Source organism: Cryobacterium cheniae (genome assembly GCF_004403395.1).
GTDB lineage: Bacteria > Actinomycetota > Actinomycetes > Actinomycetales > Microbacteriaceae > Cryobacterium > Cryobacterium cheniae.
This window is the reverse complement of the sequence record NZ_SOGN01000044.1, coordinates 299,512-316,310: the sequence shown is the minus strand read 5'-3', so window position 1 is coordinate 316,310 and position 16,799 is coordinate 299,512. Positions and strand designations below refer to the sequence as shown.

Here is a 16,799-nt window from a genome sequence, read left to right as displayed (position 1 = left end):
TGCCCGATCTGCGGCGGCTACCACGCCTGTCCCTCCAACTGCACCGCAGGAGGCGTTTCACAATGCTGAAAGAACTTCACACCGTGTTACCGGCGGCGGATCTCAAGCGAGCCCAGTCGTTCTACCACGACGCGCTCGGCCTCGACCCCGATGAAATCCACGAGGGAACCCTCGTCTACCACGTCGGGTCGGGTTCGGTCTTCGAGATCTACGAGACCAGCAATGCCGGCACGGCCAGGAACACCCAGATGGGCTGGGTCACGGATGACCTCGAAGCCGAGATGGGACGGCTCCGCGAACGCGGGGTCGTCTTTGAGGACTTCGACGTTCCCGGCATGAAGACCGTGAACGGGGTTGCCTCGGCCGATGAGATGAAATCGGCCTGGTTCCGCGACACCGAGGGCAACTTCATCTGCCTGTCGCAGAAGATCTAGCCTGTCCGGGCATTCCACTCACCATCCCGGGCGGCGCGGAGGCGCCGCCCGGTTCCTCATCCGGCCGGAGTCCGGTGCGCATTCAGCGTGCGCCGCGCGCTGGTACGCCAGCTCGCGAAGCACCACGGCGAGGCGGTCGCCGAAGCCCTCGGGGACCTGCTGCGGGAGGGCATCCGTCGGCCACCAGGCGACGTCCTCGCTCTCGTGGCTCGTCACGGGCGTCGAATCGTCCGGCGCGACCACCGCGAAACCGATGTCCCAGTGCGTCGTGCATCGCCCGAACCGGGAACTCAGCGCGTGCCGGTGCACGTCGACCGGGAACGCGTCGCCGGGCCCGGCACCGAGGGGGCTGAGGTCGGCGATGCCGCCCTCTTCGCGCGCCTCGCGCAGCGCGGCCGCGGCCACGGACCGGTCGGCCGCCTCGATATGGCCGCCGAGTTGGACCCAGAACCGGCCCTTCTTGTGGAAGCAGAGCAGGACGCGACTCAGGTCCGGCGTGAAGACGAAGCAACTCGCGGTCAGATGCTCGGCGCCGCCGTCCCGGTCCAGCGCCGACCCGAGGCCTGCCCGCACGAAGTCGACATAGTCGTCTCGCAGCCGGTCCTGGGCGAGGTCGACGGGCATCCAGCCGGCCAGGAGCGTCGCAACGCCGAGCGCCGCGGAGGCGTGGTGTTCACTGGAGTGCCGATCGATGCCCAGGGTCATAATCGAAGGTTAGCGTCGCGAGCCGATCAGCTCACCACCCTGAAGAGATTGCGCCGGCGCGGCTAACCGGCGTCGGCGGGTTGTGAAGTCGCGCATTTTCGCGCGTCATACTGGAAGGGAACAATCTGACGGGGTTCGACAGAGGACGAGACGCAACGTCTCCACTGTCCACCGAACCGCCGGGTGAACGATTTGAGGAGCAAAGATGCAAATCCTGGTCAACACCGACAACAACATCGAGGGCACGGACACCGTCGTGCAGGAGGTGGAATCGTCGGTCGAAACAGTCCTGGCCCGGTTCGACTCCCGTTTGACGCGAGTGGAGGTTCACCTCAGCGACCAGAGTGCAGGCCGGGAGACGACCGACGACATCCGCTGCGTGCTCGAGGCGCGTCCCACCGGAGGGAATCCCCTCGCGGCAACCGACAATGCGGATACCGTGAACGCGGCCGTCAACGGGGCACTTCACAAGCTGGTCAGCGTTCTCGAGACCACGTTCGGTCGGTTGGACGAACACAAGGGCGCCTCTGCCATGGGTGACGAACCCATGCCCTGAACCGTCGGCCCGACACGGTAAAGTTGGGCGTCCGCCTCGCCCGGGGCTTGAACCCCAACCCGAGAGGACGGCCGCAGTGAGCCTGATCAGGCTGAACGACGTCAGCATCCGTTTCGAGAACACGCAGATTCTGCGCGAGGCCTTCTTCCGACTCGAACCGGGCGACCGGGTCGGCCTGATCGGGCGCAACGGCTCAGGCAAGTCGACGATCCTCAAGCTGGCCCTCGGCCAGGTGACCGCGGATGCCGGAACCGTCACCCTCGACCCCGGCACCCGGGTGGGCTACTTCTCCCAGTTCTCGGAGCTGAACGGTGAATCCACCATCACCGAGGTGCTCGATGAACTGTTCGCCCCGATCAAGGCCCTCGAGGCGGAGCTCGCGGCGATCGACGCCGCGATCGCCGCTGATTCCTCGCAGAGCACCGAACTGGACCGGCTGATCCACCGGCAGGCGGAGCTGTTCGAAGACATGGACCGCCTCGACGGGTGGGACTACCCGCGTCGCATCGACACAGCGCTGACCACCCTCGGCTTCAACGAGGCCCACCGCGTCTGCGCCATCGACGAGCTGTCCGGCGGCTGGCGTAACCGGGCGGCGCTGGCGAAAATCCTGCTCGAGCAGCCCGACGTCCTGCTGCTGGACGAACCGACCAACTACCTCGACGTCGCCGGTGTCGAGTGGCTCGAGTCCTGGTTCCGCTCATTCCGCGGCGCGGCCATCATCGTCTCGCACGATCGACGGTTCCTCGACGGGGTCGTCACCCGCATCATCGAGGTCGAGAACTTCCACCTGCATGAGTACCCGGGCAACTTCGGCGAGTATGTCGTGCAGAAGCAGTTCCGCCTGAAGACCCTCGAGCAGCAGTTCCTGCACGAGTCGGAGCTGCTCGCCTTCGAGGCGGAGGGGATCAGCGACCGCCGCGAAGCCGCGAAGGCCGCCAGCCGCACCCTCGACAACCAGCTCGCCCACATCAAGAAGACCCGCAGTCCGCGGCCCGTCGACACGATCATCACCGACATCTACGGCGGATTGCATGTCAAGGACTCGCTCTGCCGGATCGAGTCGCTCAGCAAGGCCTACGGCGAGAAGACCCTGTTCACCGATCTCACCTTCGAGATCCGGCGCGGCAACCGCATCGTGATCCTGGGCTCCAACGGCAGCGGCAAGACCACCCTGCTGCGGGTGCTGGCGGGGGAGGAGACGGCCGATTTCGGCGAGGTGGCCTGGGCCTCCGGCGCCGCCGTGGTCTCCTACAACCAGGTGCTCGACGGCCTCGACGACGACGACACCGTCAGCCACTCCGTCAACGCGATGCCGGGCAGCCTTGCCTTCACCGCCACCCGCAAGTCGGTCAACCGTTTCCTCGCGATGTTCCAGTTCTCCGAGGCCGACCTGAAGCAGAAGATCGGCAACCTCTCCGGCGGCCAGCGGTCCCGCGTCGCCATGGCACAGTGCCTGCTGTCCGGGGCTGCCGTGTTGCTGCTCGACGAGCCGACCAACCACCTCGACATGGCCAGTACCCAGGTGATGGAACGTGCGCTGATCCACTTCCCCGGGGCCGTCGTGGTGGTCAGCCACGACCGGTTCTTCACCGACAAGATCGCCACCCGGCACCTGGTCTTCGGCAGCGAAGCGGCCCAGCCCGGCGAGATCGTGGTGCGCGCCGCGTAGCACTGCGCGCCGGACGCACCTCGTAGTCGGCGCTCGAGGAATCCAGCACGGCACCGGCGTCGCCGGGTGACGCAAACTCATCGTGGCGCAGGTTCTGGCTCCAGGCGCACCGTCTTGCATGCGCCCGCTTCCACAACCTGCGCCACGAACGCAGAGGGCGGCCTCACCGGGAACGAACCCCGGCGAGACCGCCACCGACATCAGCCCTCAGCGCCTGCGCCTAAGCGCCGACGCGATCCAGGCGAGCCACGCCGATCTTCGAGTCGGCCATGCCGTAGAACACGAACAGCTGCCCCTCGATTTCCTCGATCGCGGTCGGGAACACCACGTTCGGCACGATGCCGCTGATCTCATCGGGCGTCTCCGCCTTCAGAAGTGGCTCAGACGTACGCTGCAGGATGATGGTCGGGTCGTCCGCGTCGAGAATCATCGCGCCGGCGGAGTAGTTCACCTTCTGCTGCTGCGAAAACGCGCCGTCGATGATTCCGGTGACGCCGTGGTGCATCAGCAGCCAGCCCTCCGGCACCCGCAGTGGGGCAGGGCCGCCGCCGATCTTCAGTTCTTCGAACGGGAACTCCGGCCCGGCGAAGAAGCGGTGACCGCTCCAGAAGGTGAGCTTCGTGATGTCGACCAGCACATCCGCGACCGGCACATAGCTGATCCAGATGCTCTGGCGGGTGTCGGTGACACCGGCGGGAACACGGATGCCCTCACCCGGTTTGACCTCGTTCAGATCCCACATCGGGCGGTGCAGCACGGCGAAGCTTTCGACTCCGCCCGGGCCGGTGACCGGCTCCGGGAAGAACACGGTGTCCTTGTTGTGGAACAGGTTCAGGTCCATGTCCAGCGCGTCGTCGAAGGCGAACAGGGCCGGGCCGAGCCGGCGCCACTCGCGCAGGTCCGACGACACGGCAACGGCGGTGCGCGGGCCGAGCGGGCCGTAGGCGACGTAGGTCATCACGTGCAGGCCGAGCCGGGGGACGAAGGTGACCCGGGGGTCTTCGACCCCGGCGTTGTTCGCGCCGCGCTCCCAGCCGCGGTCCGGCTCGAGCACGACACCCTCGCGTTCGACGCCCGTGGGCACGCCGTCGGTGATGATGACCTTGGCGAGTCCGACCCGGGAGACGTTGCCGGTGGCGACCAGGCGGGGGAGGAGGTACAGCGTTCCGTCGGCAGAGTGCCCGGTGCCGGGATTCAGTACCCCTTCGGCCTCGAGGTCGTTGCCCTCCTCGGGCGTCATGATGACGCCCATTCGGGTCAGGGTGTAGGGGAATTCGGTGGGGTTGGGCATTTCTAACCTTTCACGCCGGAGCCGATATTGTTCGACACGAAGTGTCGTTGGAAGAGGATGAAGAGGATCACAGCAGGGCCGGCCAGGACGCACGCCCCGGCGAGGACCGCCCCGAACGGGTTCGCGGCGGTGGCCGCGACGTTGCTGAGGTAGTTGGCGAGCGACACGGCGAGCGGCTGGAGTGACGCCTCCTTGGTGATCAGGAACGGCCAGAGGAACTCGTTCCACGGGCCGATGAAGGTCAGCAGCACGACGGTCAGCAGTGCCGGCCGCACCAGAGGCAGGGCGATCCGGCGCAGAATCCGTAGTTCACCGGCGCCGTCGATGCGGGCGGCATCGAAGAGCTCCTTCGGAATCTGCAGGAAGTACTGCCGGAAGATGATCACAGCCGTCGAGTTGATGGCGAATGGCAGGATCATGCCCAGATAGTTGTCGGCCAGTCCGTAGTCCCGGGCGATCATCACGTAGAGCGGGATCATCAGCAGCTGGAACGGCACGACCTGCACCAGCAGGGCGAGAGCGAAGGTGACCCCGCGTCCGCGCCACTGCAGCTGGGCCAGGGCGTAGCCCACGAGCACACCGAACACGACGGTGCACAGGATGACGCCGCCGGTGAAGATCCCCGAGTTGAGCAACCCCTGCAGCAGGTTGATCCGGCCGTTGATGTCACTGTAGTTGTCGAGCGTCAGGTTGGCGGGGTTCGGGAACGCGCCGGCGACGGTCGGGTCCGGTTCCTCCTGCAGGGAGCCGATCACCATGTAGTAGAAGGGGAAGAGGAATACGAGGGCGCCGACGGTGAGCACCACGCTCCGCAGGATGTTCTGCCCGCGGCTCATGATTCGTCACCGCCCGCAAGCTTCCGCTGCACGAACGCGAGGATGAGGACTCCGATCACGAGGATGACGCCGATCGCGGCCGCGGTGTCGGGCGACCCCTGTTCGATTCCGCGCTGGTACATCATCAGCACGGGTGACGAGGATGCCCCGTTCGGGCCGCCGCCGCCGGTCAGCAGGTACGGCTCCGTGAAGAGGTTGGCGCCGGTGACCGTCGACAGCAGCAGCACGAGCACGGTCGCCGGGCGCACGCCCGGAACGGTGACCGAGAAGAACATGCGGATCTTGCCCGCGCCATCCGTCGCGGCGGCCTCGTAGAGCTCTTCCGAGACGTTCTGCAGGGCGGCCAGGTAGAGCAGGATGAAGAATCCGAGCCCCTTCCAGGTGACGAAGATGGCGATGGTGGGCATGGCCCAGGTCTCGTTGATCAGCCACGCCGGTTCCGGGGCGAGCGGCCCCAGGATCTGGTTCACGAGGCCGTTGCCGCTGAACAGGAAGATCCAGACGCCGACGACCGCGACGCTCGCGGTCACGTAGGGCACGTAATACGACACGCGCAGGAAGGTGCGGAACCGCACGGCCTTGTTCAGGGCCGTCGCGAGCACGAGAGAGAGGACGACCGTCAGCGGCACGTTGATCAGAAGAAAGGTTCCCACGTTGCCGAACGAACGGATGATGGCCGGGTCGGCCAGCACCTCCCGGAAATTCTCCAGGCCCACGAACGGCCGGTCCACCTGGGCGCCGGGGGCGGCGAAGTAATAGTCGTGGAACGACATCCAGAAGGCGAAGACCAGCGGGTAGGCGAAGACCGCCAGAACGAAGATGAGGTACGGGGCGCTGAGCAGGAGCCCGAACGGGTTCGTGCCCAGGAGCGGGCGTTTGCGCCGGCGGGGCCCCCCGCCGGGAGGAGTGGTGCTCCTCCCGGCGGCGGACCGACTCGCTGTTGTCAGGGACATTCGTTACGGCTTGGCGATCAGAGTGTTGATCTTCTCGGCGGCGTTGTCGAGGGCGGCGGGAATCTCACCCTCGCCGGAGATGACCGCCTTCGTGTAAGCGTCGCGGAAGTTCTGCCACGCGGCGACCGAGTTGGAGACGTTGGGAACCTCGACCATGCGGGATGCCTGATCGCCGAACTGCTCATAGGCAGGGTTGGCCGCGAAGTACTCCGGGTACACCGTGGGGAGGTCCGGACGGAGCGGCATCTGGCCGGTCAGCTCGAGCAACTGGCCGTCCTGCTCCTCGCTGGTGGCGAATTTCAGCACGTCCCAGGCGGTGCCCTGGTTCTCGCAGGCCGTGAACATTCCGACGTTCTTCGCGTCGCTGAACGTGAAGGTCTCCTCGGCCGGTGTGCCCGCGCTGGTGGGAACGGGAACCGCGCCCCAGTTCACGGCATCCTTGTACACCGACACGGCCCACGGGCCGACGATGGACATGGCGGCCTGGCCGTCGGCGAACGAGTCGCCCTGGTACTGCTCCTTGCCGGCGAGACCCTCGGCGTACAGGGTCTTCCAGAACTCCGCGACCTTCGCGCCGTTCTCATCGTCGAAGGTGGACTCGCCGTCTTCGATCAGCTGCGTGCCGCCGGTCTCGGCGGCGTACAGCGGGTAGAAGTCGAACCAGCTCTGGAAGAACTGACTGGTCGGTGCCGGGTAGATGGCGTTCGGTGCCGCGCCGCTCTCGACGAGGGTGCGCGAGGTGGCGAGGAATTCGTCGTAGGTGGCCAGCTTCGGGTTCTCGGCGTCGAGCCCGGCGGCGGTGAACATGTCCTTGTTGTAGAAGATCATGACCGGGTTGGACTTCCACGGCATCTGGAAGTACTTCCCGTCGGCGCTCTGGTACTGCTCGGCCGTGTCGCCGCTGCGTTCCTCGATGTAGGCGGTGCCGTCCTCGAAGCCGGAGAGTTCGACGAGACCGCCCTGCTTCTCGAACTGCGGTACCGCGACCGGGGCCGTGTTGAATACGAGGCAGGGGGCGTTGCCGGCCGTGATGGCCGCTCCGATGACTTCCTCGCTGCTCTTGCCGGCGGGGATCTCCTGAGCCTTCACCTTTTCATCGGGGTTCTCGGCGTTCCAGGCTTCCACCATCTGCTTGCCCCAGGCGATCTCGGTCTCGTTGTTCGAGTACCAGATCGTGATCGGCCCGCGGTTGGTGGCCGCGTCTCCCGTTGTCCCTCCGGACGCGCAGGCGCTCAGTGCCAGGGCTACGGTGGCGGATGCCGCCGTGACGGTGAGAATCCGCCTGGCTATTCCATTGCTGTGCATAGGTTGCTCCATTTCTCATATCCCGCAGCAGCCTTGCTGCGGTAAGTCTGTGTCAGCCGCGTGGTGGTGCGGTCGAGCCGCGGATCACGAGCCGGGCCGCCGGGAGATCCACGTCGTCGGCCGACCCGTTCTCCATCAGGGCCAGCAGCGTGCTCGCCGCCGCGCGGCCCCACACCATCGGTGCGGCGCTCACGGTCGTCAGCGGCGGATAGACGTAGCGGCAGATGTCGATGTCGTCGTAGCCCGTGATCGAGAGTTCGTCCGGAACCCGCACGCCCAGCTCGTGCGCCATGCCGAGGCCGGCGATGGCCATCGGGTCGTTGGCGTAGACGATCGCGGTCGGGGGTGTTTCCTGGGTCAGGAGGCGCCGGGTGGCATCGGATCCGGCGGCCACGGAGAAATCAGTCTCGATGGTCTGCCCCTCCGGCAGGCCGGCCTCGCGGACGGCGGCGGCGAAGGCCGCGCGTCGGCGGCTGCCGTGCAGCAACGTCGAGCTGCCCGCGACGTGCGCGATGCGGCGGTGGCCGAGCGTGGCGAGGTGGGCGACGGATGCGATCACACCCGGTGTGTCGTCCACGGTCACCGCAGGGAAGGGGCTGGCTCCGTCGGGGCGCCCGAGCGTGACCGCCGGCAGGCCCAACTCCGCGAGGAGCGGGATGCGCGGGTCACCGTGCCGGAGGTCGCTGAGGAAGACACCGTCGACCCGGCCGTCGGCTACGAGGGAACGGTAGGTCTTCAACTCGGTTTCAGCGTCGGGAACGACGCTGAGCACCAGGGCACGACCCTCCGGGGCGAGGATGCTCTCGACGCCCGCGATGAAGGAGGGAAAGAACGGGTCGGACGCGAGCACGTCCGGATTGCGGGCGATCACGAGGCCGAGGGCGTAGGACCGTTGAGTGGAGAGCGACCGGGCGCGGAGCGACGGCTTCCAGCCCAGCTCCTTGGCGACCTGCAGGATGCGCACCCGGGTCTCGGGGGCGACGCCGGGCCGGTTGTTGAGGGCGAACGAGACGAGGCCCTTACTGACGCCGGCCCGCTTGGCGACCACCTCGATGGTGACCTTCGCGGGGTGCGTGGCAGGCTTGCTCACAGCAGTGTTCACTGGGCCTCCTCTGTGACAACCGGTCCACACTGAACCGGTTTAGACAGGCTATACCGGTTTAGTTCCCGCCGTCAAGCGACGGCCGGATTCCGGCGGCACCCTGATTGAAGCACGGCCAGGGGAGGCCTAGATTGATCGGAAATGGACTGGTTCGGGACCGGAGACTACGAGATCGCGCGGCAGGTGCTGCAGCGTGGCGTGGCTGCCTGCTTTCTGATCGCCTTCGTCTCGGCCGTCAACCAGTTCCCCGCTCTACTCGGCGACCACGGCCTCCTCCCGGTGGCCCGGTTCGTGACGCACGTGCGTTTCCGCGACGCGCCCAGCGTCTTCCACTGGCACTATTCCGACCGGATGCTCCGCATCCTCGCCTGGTCCGGCGCCGCCCTCGCGGCCACCCTCGTGGCCGGGCTGCCGCAGCTCGGGCCACCCTGGCTGCCGATGCTCGCCTTCCTCCTGCTCTTCGCGGGCTACCTGTCGATCGTCAACGTCGGCCAGACCTTCTACTCCTTCGGCTGGGAGAGCCTCCTGCTGGAGGCCGGCTTCGTGGTGGCCTTCCTCGGCTCCGAGCAGGTGGCCCCGCCCGTCTTCGTGATCCTGTTCTGCCGCTGGCTGCTCTTCCGACTGGAGTTCGGTGCCGGCCTGATCAAACTCCGCGGCGGCCGGGAATGGCGCGACCTGACCGCCCTGTACTACCACCACGAGACCCAGCCGATGCCGAACCCGCTCTCCTGGTTCGCGCACCACCTGCCCCCGTGGTTCCACCGGTTGGAGGTCGTCGGCAACCACTTCGCCCAGTTGGTCGTGCCGTTCTTCCTCTTCGCGCCCCAGCCCGTCGCATCCGTCGCGGCCCTGATCGTGCTGCTCAGCCAGTTCTGGCTGGTGCTGACCGGCAACTTCGCCTGGCTGAACTGGATCACGATCGTGCTGGCCTTCTCCGCCGTCGACGACGCCACCCTGCGTGCGCTGCTGCCGTGGCTGCCGGCCGGCGAGGCCGCGCCGGATTCCCCGCTCTGGTTCATCATCCTGGTGAGCCTGGCCACGGCCCTGCTGCTGGTGCTGAGCTACTGGCCGTTGCGGAACCTGTTCGCCCGCCGGCAGCTGATGAACGCGAGCTTCAACCGGTACCACCTGGTGAACGCCTACGGCGCGTTCGGCACGGTCACCCGGCAGCGCCACGAGGTGGTCGTCGAGGGCAGCGACGCCGACCCGGCCGACGAGACGGGCTGGCGCGCCTACGAGTTCCGCGGCAAGCCCGGCGACCCCGGTCGGCGGCCCCGCCAGTTCGCGCCATACCACCTGCGGCTGGACTGGCTGATGTGGTTCCTGGCGCTCGGCGCCCGGGACACCCGGTGGTTCGAGATGTTCCTGGCCCGCCTGCTCGAGGGCGACCGGCCCACGCTCCGGATGCTGCGGGTCAACCCGTTTCCGCAGGCCCCGCCCCGGTACGTGCGCGCCCGGGTCTACCGCTACCGGTACACCACCCCGGCCGAACGCCGGGAAACCGGCGACTGGTGGGTGCGCTCGGAGGTCGGCCTGCTCGTGGCCCCGATCACCCTGTCCTGGAGGACATCCGGCGGGAGTCGTGGCTGACTCGGGAGATCCATCCGGCCGGGCCCCGGACATCCGCACCAGTTCCGAACTGCTCTGCGCCTCGTGCATAACTCCTGCAATTCGCCGACAGCGGCCGGGTTGGGCCCGGAATCACGCGGGAGTCTGATGGCATCGGCAGGATTTGCAGGAGTTATGCACGCAAGTCGGCGGCTAACGCAGGCGGCGGCGGCCCGCACTCCCGCGGCTATTCGTCGTCGGGGCCCGGCGGGACCGGCTCGGGCGCGCGGAGCCGGTCGATTTCGCGGCGTTCGCGCTTGGTGGGTCGGCCGGCCCCCCGGTCCCGCATCGGGAGCAGCGCCACCTCCTCGCGCGGCGGCGGCGGGGGAGTCTTGTCGACGAAACACTCCGCCGCGACCGGCGCGCTGACCCGTTTGAGCATGATCTTCGAGACGACCAGGATGCGGTCGAAACCGCTGATCCGCACCCGCACCTCGTCGCCGATCCGCACGGTCTGCGCGGACTTGGCCCGCTCGCCGTTCACCTTGACGTGACCGGCCCGGCAGGCGGCGGTGGCCTGGGAACGGGTCTTGAACATGCGCACGGCCCAGGTCCAGCTGTCGACGCGGGCGGTGGTCAGGGGTTCCATCCTTCGACTCTACGACCAGAGCGTCAGAACGGTCCGAGCATCACCCAGGCGATCAGCAGCATGGTCACCAGGAACCCGGTCAGGAAGTTGAGCCAGAGGAACCTCTTCCAGCCGGCGTTCGCGGTCTCGGCCCGCTCGTCGGACACCGATCGGAACGGCCAGGCCGCCAGGATGTAGGGCACCGCGAGGACCGAGGCCAGCAGCCCCGGCCAGCCGGTGAAGAGCATCAGCACCCCGGCCAGAGCCCAGAACGCGATCGCCAGACGCACGGTACGCGCCGCGCCGAGCGCGGTTGCGATCGAGGCGATGCCGCCTTCCCGGTCCGGCACGACATCCTGCACCGCGCCGAACGCGTGGCTGGCCATGCCCCAGAGGAAGAAGGCCGCCAGCAGGGCCACCAGGCCGGGGGTGACGACGGCGCCGGCCACGGCGAGCCCGTAGACGGCGGGGCTGACGAAGTGGGTGCTCGAGGTGATCGAGTCCACGACCGGGCGCTCCTTGAACCGCAGGCCGGGTACGGAGTACGCGGCCACCGCGAACAGGCTCACGGCAAGAATCAGCCACGACGACGGATGCTCCCTGCCGGCCAGCACGAGCATCATTACCAGCATGGGCACGGCCGTCGCGATCCCGGAGACGAGCACCGTGCGGTGCAGGCCCGGGTCGAGCATGGCCCCCTCGACGCCGCCCTTGCGCGGGTTGCGCAGGTCGGACTCGTAGTCGAAGACGTCGTTGATGCCGTACATCAGCAGGTTGTAGGGGATCAGGAAGAACAGGGTGCCCACCACCAGCAGGGCGTCCACCCGGCCGGTCGTCACCACATACGCGGCGGCGAACGGGAACGCCGTGTTGATCCAGCTCAGCGGCCGCGACGAGAGCAGAACCTGCCGGGTCTTCCAGAACGGCGGGGTGCGGGTCTCAGTCATTCGGTTTTCTTTCCCAGCAGGGCCCAGAGCGCGGGCAGCAGGAGCGCTGCCGCAACGGGATAGGCGAAGTCTTCGATCGGGGCCAGGCCGATCCGCAGCCCGAAGATGCGACTCGGGTCGTAGCCGACCAGCCCGACCCCGATCATAATGCTGTCGAAAACGGCCGTGAGCACGAGCACGGCGGCGAGGGCGATCCCGGCGGCGATGATGCGGCGCCGGGAGAGCCGGCCGCGGCGCACGGCCACAAGGAACACGGCCGCGGCGAGCACGAGGAAGACGGTGTTCAGAAGCAGGTAGGTCATCCGTCGTTCCCCTCGTCGACGGCCCGGGCGGCGAGCAGCAGGCGCGCCCCCTGCACGGCGTTCATGGTGAGGTAGCAGAGGAAGGTGAGGAAGAAGAACTCCTCCACGGGCAGCTCCGGGGCGAGCAGCAGGCCGGTCATCAGGGTCGTCTCGCCGCGGTAGAAGATGCCCAGACCGATTCCGAAAAGATCCCAGACCAGGAAGAACACGAGCCCGGCGCCGAGCACGACGGCCGCCCGCCCCGGGCTCCGCCAGAAGAACAGCCGGAAGCGATGGTCGAGCAGGACCATCGCCGCCAGGCTCACAAGCAGCGTCAGCAGGTACGCGAACGTCACGGTGTGACCGGTGCCACTGCCACCGGAGTCACGGGGCTTCCGGCAGCGGCGTCCGAACGGAATTGGGCAGTGGTTCCGGCAGCGGTCCCGTGCTCGTGTCCGAGTTGATGCGCTTGAGCAGGATTTCCGCACTGATCAGGCACATCGGAAGCCCGATACCCGGGATCGTGGTGCCGCCGGCGTAGAACAGGCCGTCGACCTTCGCGGAGGCGTTGGAGCCGCGCAGGAACGCGCTCTGCCGCAGGGTGTGCGCGGGGCCGAGAGCCCCGCCGCGCCAGGAGTTGAGGTCGTCGGCGAAGTCGCCGGGTCCCACGGTGCGGCGCACCACGATCCGCTCGGCCAGGTCGGGGATGCCGGCCCAGTCGCCGAGCTGCTTGATGGTGTCGTCGGCGACCTTCTCGATCGCGGCCGAGCCCTGGCCGTTGATCCCGCCGTGGCCGAGTCCCGGGTCGGCGGGGATCGGCACCAGCAGGAACATGTTCGTGTGGCCCGCGGGAGCGACGCCCGGGTCGGTGGCGCTGGGCATGCAGGCGTAGAAGGAGGCCGGCGAGGGCACGCTGGTCTTCGTGCCGAAGATCCGGCCGAAGTTCTCGGACCAGTCCCTGGTGAAGAACAGGCTGTGGTGCTTCAGCTCGGGCAGGTCGCCCTCGATCCCGAGCATCACGAGCACGGCGCCCGGGCCGGAGACGCGTTTCTGCCACCAGCGCTCCGGGTAGGTCTGCGCGGATGCCGGCAGCAGTTCGGTCTCCGTGTGGTGCAGGTCGGCGGCGGAGACGACGGTGTCGGCGTCGAGGGTGACGTTGGTGCCGTCGACGGTGCGGTAGCTGACGCCGGCGACGGCGGTCACCGCGCCCGGGGTGGTGTGGATCGCGGTCACGGTCGCCTCGGTGATCACGGTCACGCCCTGGGCACGGGCGATGTCGGCGATGCTGTCGATCAGCCGGGTGAATCCGCCCTGCGGGTAGAGCACGCCGTCGGCCATGTCGAGGTGGCTCATCAGGTGGTACATCGAGGGAGTCTGGTCGGGGGAGGAGCCCAGGAACACGGCCGGGTAACCGAGGATCTGGCGCAGTCGGTGGTCCTTCACATAGCCGGCGACGAACTTGTCGAGCGGCTGCAGCAGCAGGCGGGCCAGTCGACCGAGCCGTTTCAGGACATCCGGGACCAGGAGGGGCCTGAACGAGGCGAAGCTGGTGTACAGGAATCGTTTGACGGCCATGTCGTACGTCTCTTTGGCCGACACGAGGTACCGGTCGAGGGCCGCGCCCGCGCCGGGTTCGAGGCTTTCGAACAGGCGGATGTTGTCGGCCCGCTCCGCCGCGATGTCGACCGGCTCTGCCGTGCCCTCGAAGAACACCCGGTAGCCGGGGTCGAGGCGGGTCAGGTCGAGCTGCTCCGCGGAGGACGTGCCGAACAGGCGGTAGAAGTGGTCGAACACCTGCGGCATCAGGTACCAGGACGGCCCGGTCTCGAACCGGAAGCCGTCGACGTCCCAGAAACCGGCCCGGCCGCCGAGCTCGTTTCTCGCTTCGAGCAGGGTGACCCGATGGCCGTCCCGCGCCAGCAGGGCGGCGCTGGCCAGACCGGCGATGCCGCCGCCGATGACGACGGTGTGCCGGCCGGCCGCGCTCATCGCTTCCACGCTCCCGGTCCGAACGATGCGGTGAGTGCAATCATGATTTTCTCCGGATCCGGCACCCGGACCCGGGCGCTCATCAGCGCTCGCGCGGGGGTGACTCGCAGCTTCGCCGCCAGGCGGGCGAAGAGATGGTGGGCGGCGGTGACCGCGCGGCGGCTCCCCAGCGGAAGCATGGGTAGCACGCGGGCGGCCGCGTCGAGGTCGGCGTCCATGTCGTCGAGGAGTTCGTTCTTCTGCTCTTCCGTCATGGTCAGCAGGTTCACGCCGGGAAAGTAGTTGCGGCCGAGGGCATCCCGGTCGGCGGCGAGGTCGCGCAGGAAGTTGACCTTCTGGAAGGCCGCGCCGAGGCTCCGGGCACCGGTCTCCAGCACCTGAAGCTCCTCCTTGGTGCGGGGCGTGTCCTGCACGAAACAGCGCAGGCACATCAGCCCGATCACTTCGGCCGAACCGTAGATGTACTCGGCCACGCCCGCCGCGTCGAACGGCGACGGATCGAGGTCCCGGCGCATCGAGGCGAAGAACGGTGCGGTCAGGCTGGTGTCGATTCCGGCTTCCCGGGCGGTCGCCGCAAAGGCGTGCACGACCAGGTTGGTGCTGAAGCCCGACCCCATCGCCCGGTCGGTCTCCCGTTCGAGCGCGTCCAGCAGGTCGCGCTGGCCGTCCACGCTCACACCGGCCTCGCTGGCGGCGCCGTCCACGATCTCGTCGGCGACCCGCACCAGAGCGTAGATGGTGCGGACCTGGCCGCGCACGCGCGGCGCCAGCAGCCGGGCGGCGAGGCCGAAGGAGGTGGAATAGTGGCCGATGACCGTGGCGGAGCTGGCGCGGGCCGCGGCGTTGTATTTCGCGATGCCGGTGTGGTCGGCGGGGTTGTCGCGGTTCATCGGCTGCGGTTCACGGCGGTACCGGCGAGGGTGATCAGCAGCTCGCGCAGGGGAGTGGGAACGGCGGCCGGGTCGAGTGCGGCCACGGCGCGGGTGCAGTGGTCGGTGGCCAGCTCGTCCGCTGCCTGCAGGGCGCCGCAGGAACGCAGCATTCCGCGCACGGCCTCCGCGTCCGCCTCGGTGAGGTCGGCTTTGCCGATGAAGGGCGCGATCTCCGCCCATCCGGGTGTGGTCCCCGCGTGCGCGATCAGGGTCGTCTGCTTGCCCTCCCGCAGGTCGGTGAGCACGCTCTTGCCGGTCTTCGCCGGGTCACCGAACACGCCGAGGATGTCGTCGGTCAGCTGGAAGGCGACCCCGATCAGACGTCCGAACGCGCCGAGCGCGTCGATCGACGCAGCGGATGCGCCGGCCAGGATCGCTCCGGCCTGCAGGGGAGCCTCGAATGAGTAGACGGCGGTTTTCTGTTCCAGGGTGGAGAGGACCTGAGTCACGGTGAGCGGATGCTTCGACGCGGTGTTGGTCACGTCCGCCAGCTCTCCGGCGGCGGAGACGAAGACGGCGCGGTCGAGAAGGTCGAGCAGGCGACCACGCATCTCGAGGTCGACCGGCAGCATCGCGAGGGCGCGGTGGGCTTCGCTCAGAGCCAAATCGCCGGCCAGGATCGCGGCCGTCACGGCCCACGCTCCGGCCTGGTGGCCGGCGCCGTGGGCGAGGGCGCGCTCGGTGAACTGCCCGGCGATATTGGCCACGCCGCGGCGGTCGAGATCGTGGTCGATCACGTCGTCGTGGATCACGAAGGCCGTGTGCAGCAGCTCGAAGCTGACCGCGACCGGGGTCGCCAGTGTGAGGTCGGTGCCGCCGAGGCCGGTGAACGCGGCCAGGACCAGTGCGGGGCGCACCCGCTTGCCGCCGCTGCTGGCCTGCTCGAGGGAGTCCCAGAGTGCGACATAGTGCGGTCCGTAGTCGCTGGCGCGCAGACGAGCGGCAGCGAAGAAGCGCTGCAATTCCGTCCCTACCCCGAGCGTCTGGATTTCATGCATCGAAGCCGGTCAATTCCTGGAGCTGCAGGCCCAGCCAAGGGCTGAACGCCCACGGGGCGTCCCGCACCGAGCGCTGCAGGGCGGCCGGCTCCACCCACGCGAATTCCATGACCTCGTCCGGGTTGGGCACGGGGTCGCTGGTGGCGCGGGCCAGGTAGACGGGGCAGATCTCGTTCTCGACGATACCGCTGCTATCGACGGCGCGGTACCGGAAGTCAGGCAGGGTGACGGTCAGGTTCTGGATCAGGAGTCCCAGCTCGAACTGCGCGCGCCGCTCGATGGCGGAAGCGAACGTCTCGCCCGGGAGCGGATGGCCGCAGAAGGAGTTGGTCCAGACACCCGGCCAGGTCTTCTTCGACAGGGCGCGTCGGGTGACGAGAACCTCGCCGGCCGGATTGAGCACATGGCAGGAAAAGGCGAGGTGGAGCGCGGTGTCCGTTCCGTGCACGGTGAGCTTCGGGGCTGTTCCGATTTCGCGGCCGGACTCGTCCAGCAGGACCACGAGTTCTTCAAGCACTTCGACCGGCCGCATTTGCTATCCCTTCGGGTGTTTTGTGTCAAGATACCGGAAAAAGTACCTAATCTTATTAGCTAAATTCGAGGCTATCACGGGGCCCTTGCC

The 16,799-nt window shown here is 67.9% G+C and carries 18 protein-coding genes; 4 read left to right on the top strand and 14 right to left on the bottom strand.

Going from position 1 to position 16,799, the window contains the following annotated elements:
* The first annotated feature begins 62 nt into the window (after positions 1 to 62).
* A complete protein-coding gene (locus tag E3T23_RS10950; RefSeq protein WP_134370383.1) occupies positions 63 to 434 on the top strand; it encodes a VOC family protein in 372 nt (123 codons plus the stop codon).
* Positions 435 to 452: 18 nt separating this feature from the next.
* On the opposite strand, the gene E3T23_RS10945 is transcribed toward E3T23_RS10950, so the two are convergent.
* Complete coding sequence (locus E3T23_RS10945) at positions 453 to 1,139, bottom strand: NUDIX domain-containing protein (RefSeq protein WP_241977844.1); 687 nt, start codon at positions 1,137 to 1,139, stop codon at positions 453 to 455.
* A gap of 205 nt (positions 1,140 to 1,344) precedes the next feature.
* On the opposite strand from E3T23_RS10945, the gene E3T23_RS10940 reads away from it, so the two are divergent.
* Both E3T23_RS10940 and E3T23_RS10935 read left to right on the top strand, forming a co-directional pair.
* Positions 1,345 to 1,695 (top strand): HPF/RaiA family ribosome-associated protein, encoded by a 351-nt coding sequence (locus E3T23_RS10940; protein ID WP_134370382.1) that lies wholly within the window; start codon positions 1,345 to 1,347, stop codon positions 1,693 to 1,695.
* A gap of 76 nt (positions 1,696 to 1,771) precedes the next feature.
* Positions 1,772 to 3,367 carry an ABC-F family ATP-binding cassette domain-containing protein gene (locus E3T23_RS10935; protein WP_134370381.1) on the top strand — a complete coding sequence of 532 codons (1,596 nt, stop codon included), beginning with the start codon at positions 1,772 to 1,774 and terminating at the stop codon, positions 3,365 to 3,367.
* A gap of 220 nt (positions 3,368 to 3,587) precedes the next feature.
* Here the strand turns inward: E3T23_RS10935 and E3T23_RS10930 are convergent, their stop codons facing one another.
* The 5 genes from E3T23_RS10930 to E3T23_RS10910 are packed head-to-tail and all read right to left on the bottom strand — an operon-like array spanning position 3,588 to position 8,854.
* Complete coding sequence (locus E3T23_RS10930; RefSeq protein ID WP_134370380.1) at positions 3,588 to 4,658, bottom strand: glycoside hydrolase family 130 protein; 1,071 nt, start codon at positions 4,656 to 4,658, stop codon at positions 3,588 to 3,590.
* A 2-nt stretch (positions 4,659 to 4,660) separates the two neighbouring features.
* Positions 4,661 to 5,494 carry a carbohydrate ABC transporter permease gene (locus tag E3T23_RS10925; RefSeq protein ID WP_134370379.1) on the bottom strand — a complete coding sequence of 278 codons (834 nt, stop codon included), beginning with the start codon at positions 5,492 to 5,494 and terminating at the stop codon, positions 4,661 to 4,663.
* Entirely contained in the window at positions 5,491 to 6,447 is a 957-nt protein-coding gene (locus E3T23_RS10920; RefSeq protein ID WP_134370378.1) for a carbohydrate ABC transporter permease, read from the bottom strand. Before E3T23_RS10920 ends, E3T23_RS10925 begins: the two co-directional genes overlap by 4 nt.
* A 3-nt stretch (positions 6,448 to 6,450) precedes the next feature.
* Complete coding sequence (locus tag E3T23_RS10915) at positions 6,451 to 7,752, bottom strand: sugar ABC transporter substrate-binding protein (RefSeq protein ID WP_174843869.1); 1,302 nt, start codon at positions 7,750 to 7,752, stop codon at positions 6,451 to 6,453.
* Positions 7,753 to 7,804: 52 nt separating this feature from the next.
* Positions 7,805 to 8,854 (bottom strand): LacI family DNA-binding transcriptional regulator, encoded by a 1,050-nt coding sequence (locus E3T23_RS10910; RefSeq protein ID WP_241977843.1) that lies wholly within the window; start codon positions 8,852 to 8,854, stop codon positions 7,805 to 7,807.
* A 141-nt stretch (positions 8,855 to 8,995) separates the two neighbouring features.
* Between E3T23_RS10910 and E3T23_RS10905 the strand changes: the two genes are divergently transcribed.
* Positions 8,996 to 10,444 carry a lipase maturation factor family protein gene (locus E3T23_RS10905; protein WP_134370377.1) on the top strand — a complete coding sequence of 483 codons (1,449 nt, stop codon included), beginning with the start codon at positions 8,996 to 8,998 and terminating at the stop codon, positions 10,442 to 10,444.
* A gap of 205 nt (positions 10,445 to 10,649) precedes the next feature.
* On the opposite strand, the gene E3T23_RS10900 is transcribed toward E3T23_RS10905, so the two are convergent.
* Genes E3T23_RS10900 through idi form a run of 8 tightly spaced genes read right to left on the bottom strand, consistent with a single transcriptional unit; the run spans position 10,650 to position 16,709 of the window.
* Entirely contained in the window at positions 10,650 to 11,051 is a 402-nt protein-coding gene (locus E3T23_RS10900) for an RNA-binding S4 domain-containing protein (protein ID WP_134370376.1), read from the bottom strand.
* A gap of 23 nt (positions 11,052 to 11,074) precedes the next feature.
* Positions 11,075 to 11,977 (bottom strand): prenyltransferase, encoded by a 903-nt coding sequence (locus E3T23_RS10895; protein WP_134370375.1) that lies wholly within the window; start codon positions 11,975 to 11,977, stop codon positions 11,075 to 11,077.
* Positions 11,974 to 12,279: a lycopene cyclase domain-containing protein gene (locus E3T23_RS10890; protein WP_134370374.1), complete on the bottom strand. Its 306-nt coding sequence runs from the start codon at positions 12,277 to 12,279 to the stop codon at positions 11,974 to 11,976. Before E3T23_RS10890 ends, E3T23_RS10895 begins: the two co-directional genes overlap by 4 nt.
* Entirely contained in the window at positions 12,276 to 12,614 is a 339-nt protein-coding gene (locus tag E3T23_RS10885) for a lycopene cyclase domain-containing protein (RefSeq protein WP_134370373.1), read from the bottom strand. Before E3T23_RS10885 ends, E3T23_RS10890 begins: the two co-directional genes overlap by 4 nt.
* A gap of 28 nt (positions 12,615 to 12,642) precedes the next feature.
* Positions 12,643 to 14,247 (bottom strand): phytoene desaturase family protein, encoded by a 1,605-nt coding sequence (gene crtI / locus E3T23_RS10880; protein WP_134370421.1) that lies wholly within the window; start codon positions 14,245 to 14,247, stop codon positions 12,643 to 12,645.
* The gene (locus tag E3T23_RS10875) at positions 14,244 to 15,137 is read right to left on the bottom strand and encodes a phytoene/squalene synthase family protein (RefSeq protein WP_134370372.1); all 894 of its coding nucleotides are present in this window, start codon (positions 15,135 to 15,137) and stop codon (positions 14,244 to 14,246) included. The genes crtI and E3T23_RS10875 overlap by 4 nt, the downstream gene beginning before the upstream one ends.
* The gene (locus E3T23_RS10870; protein WP_134370371.1) at positions 15,134 to 16,177 is read right to left on the bottom strand and encodes a polyprenyl synthetase family protein; all 1,044 of its coding nucleotides are present in this window, start codon (positions 16,175 to 16,177) and stop codon (positions 15,134 to 15,136) included. The genes E3T23_RS10875 and E3T23_RS10870 overlap by 4 nt, the downstream gene beginning before the upstream one ends.
* Positions 16,170 to 16,709: an isopentenyl-diphosphate Delta-isomerase gene (gene idi / locus E3T23_RS10865; protein WP_134370370.1), complete on the bottom strand. Its 540-nt coding sequence runs from the start codon at positions 16,707 to 16,709 to the stop codon at positions 16,170 to 16,172. The genes E3T23_RS10870 and idi overlap by 8 nt, the downstream gene beginning before the upstream one ends.
* Between the last annotated feature and the right edge of the window lie 90 nt (positions 16,710 to 16,799).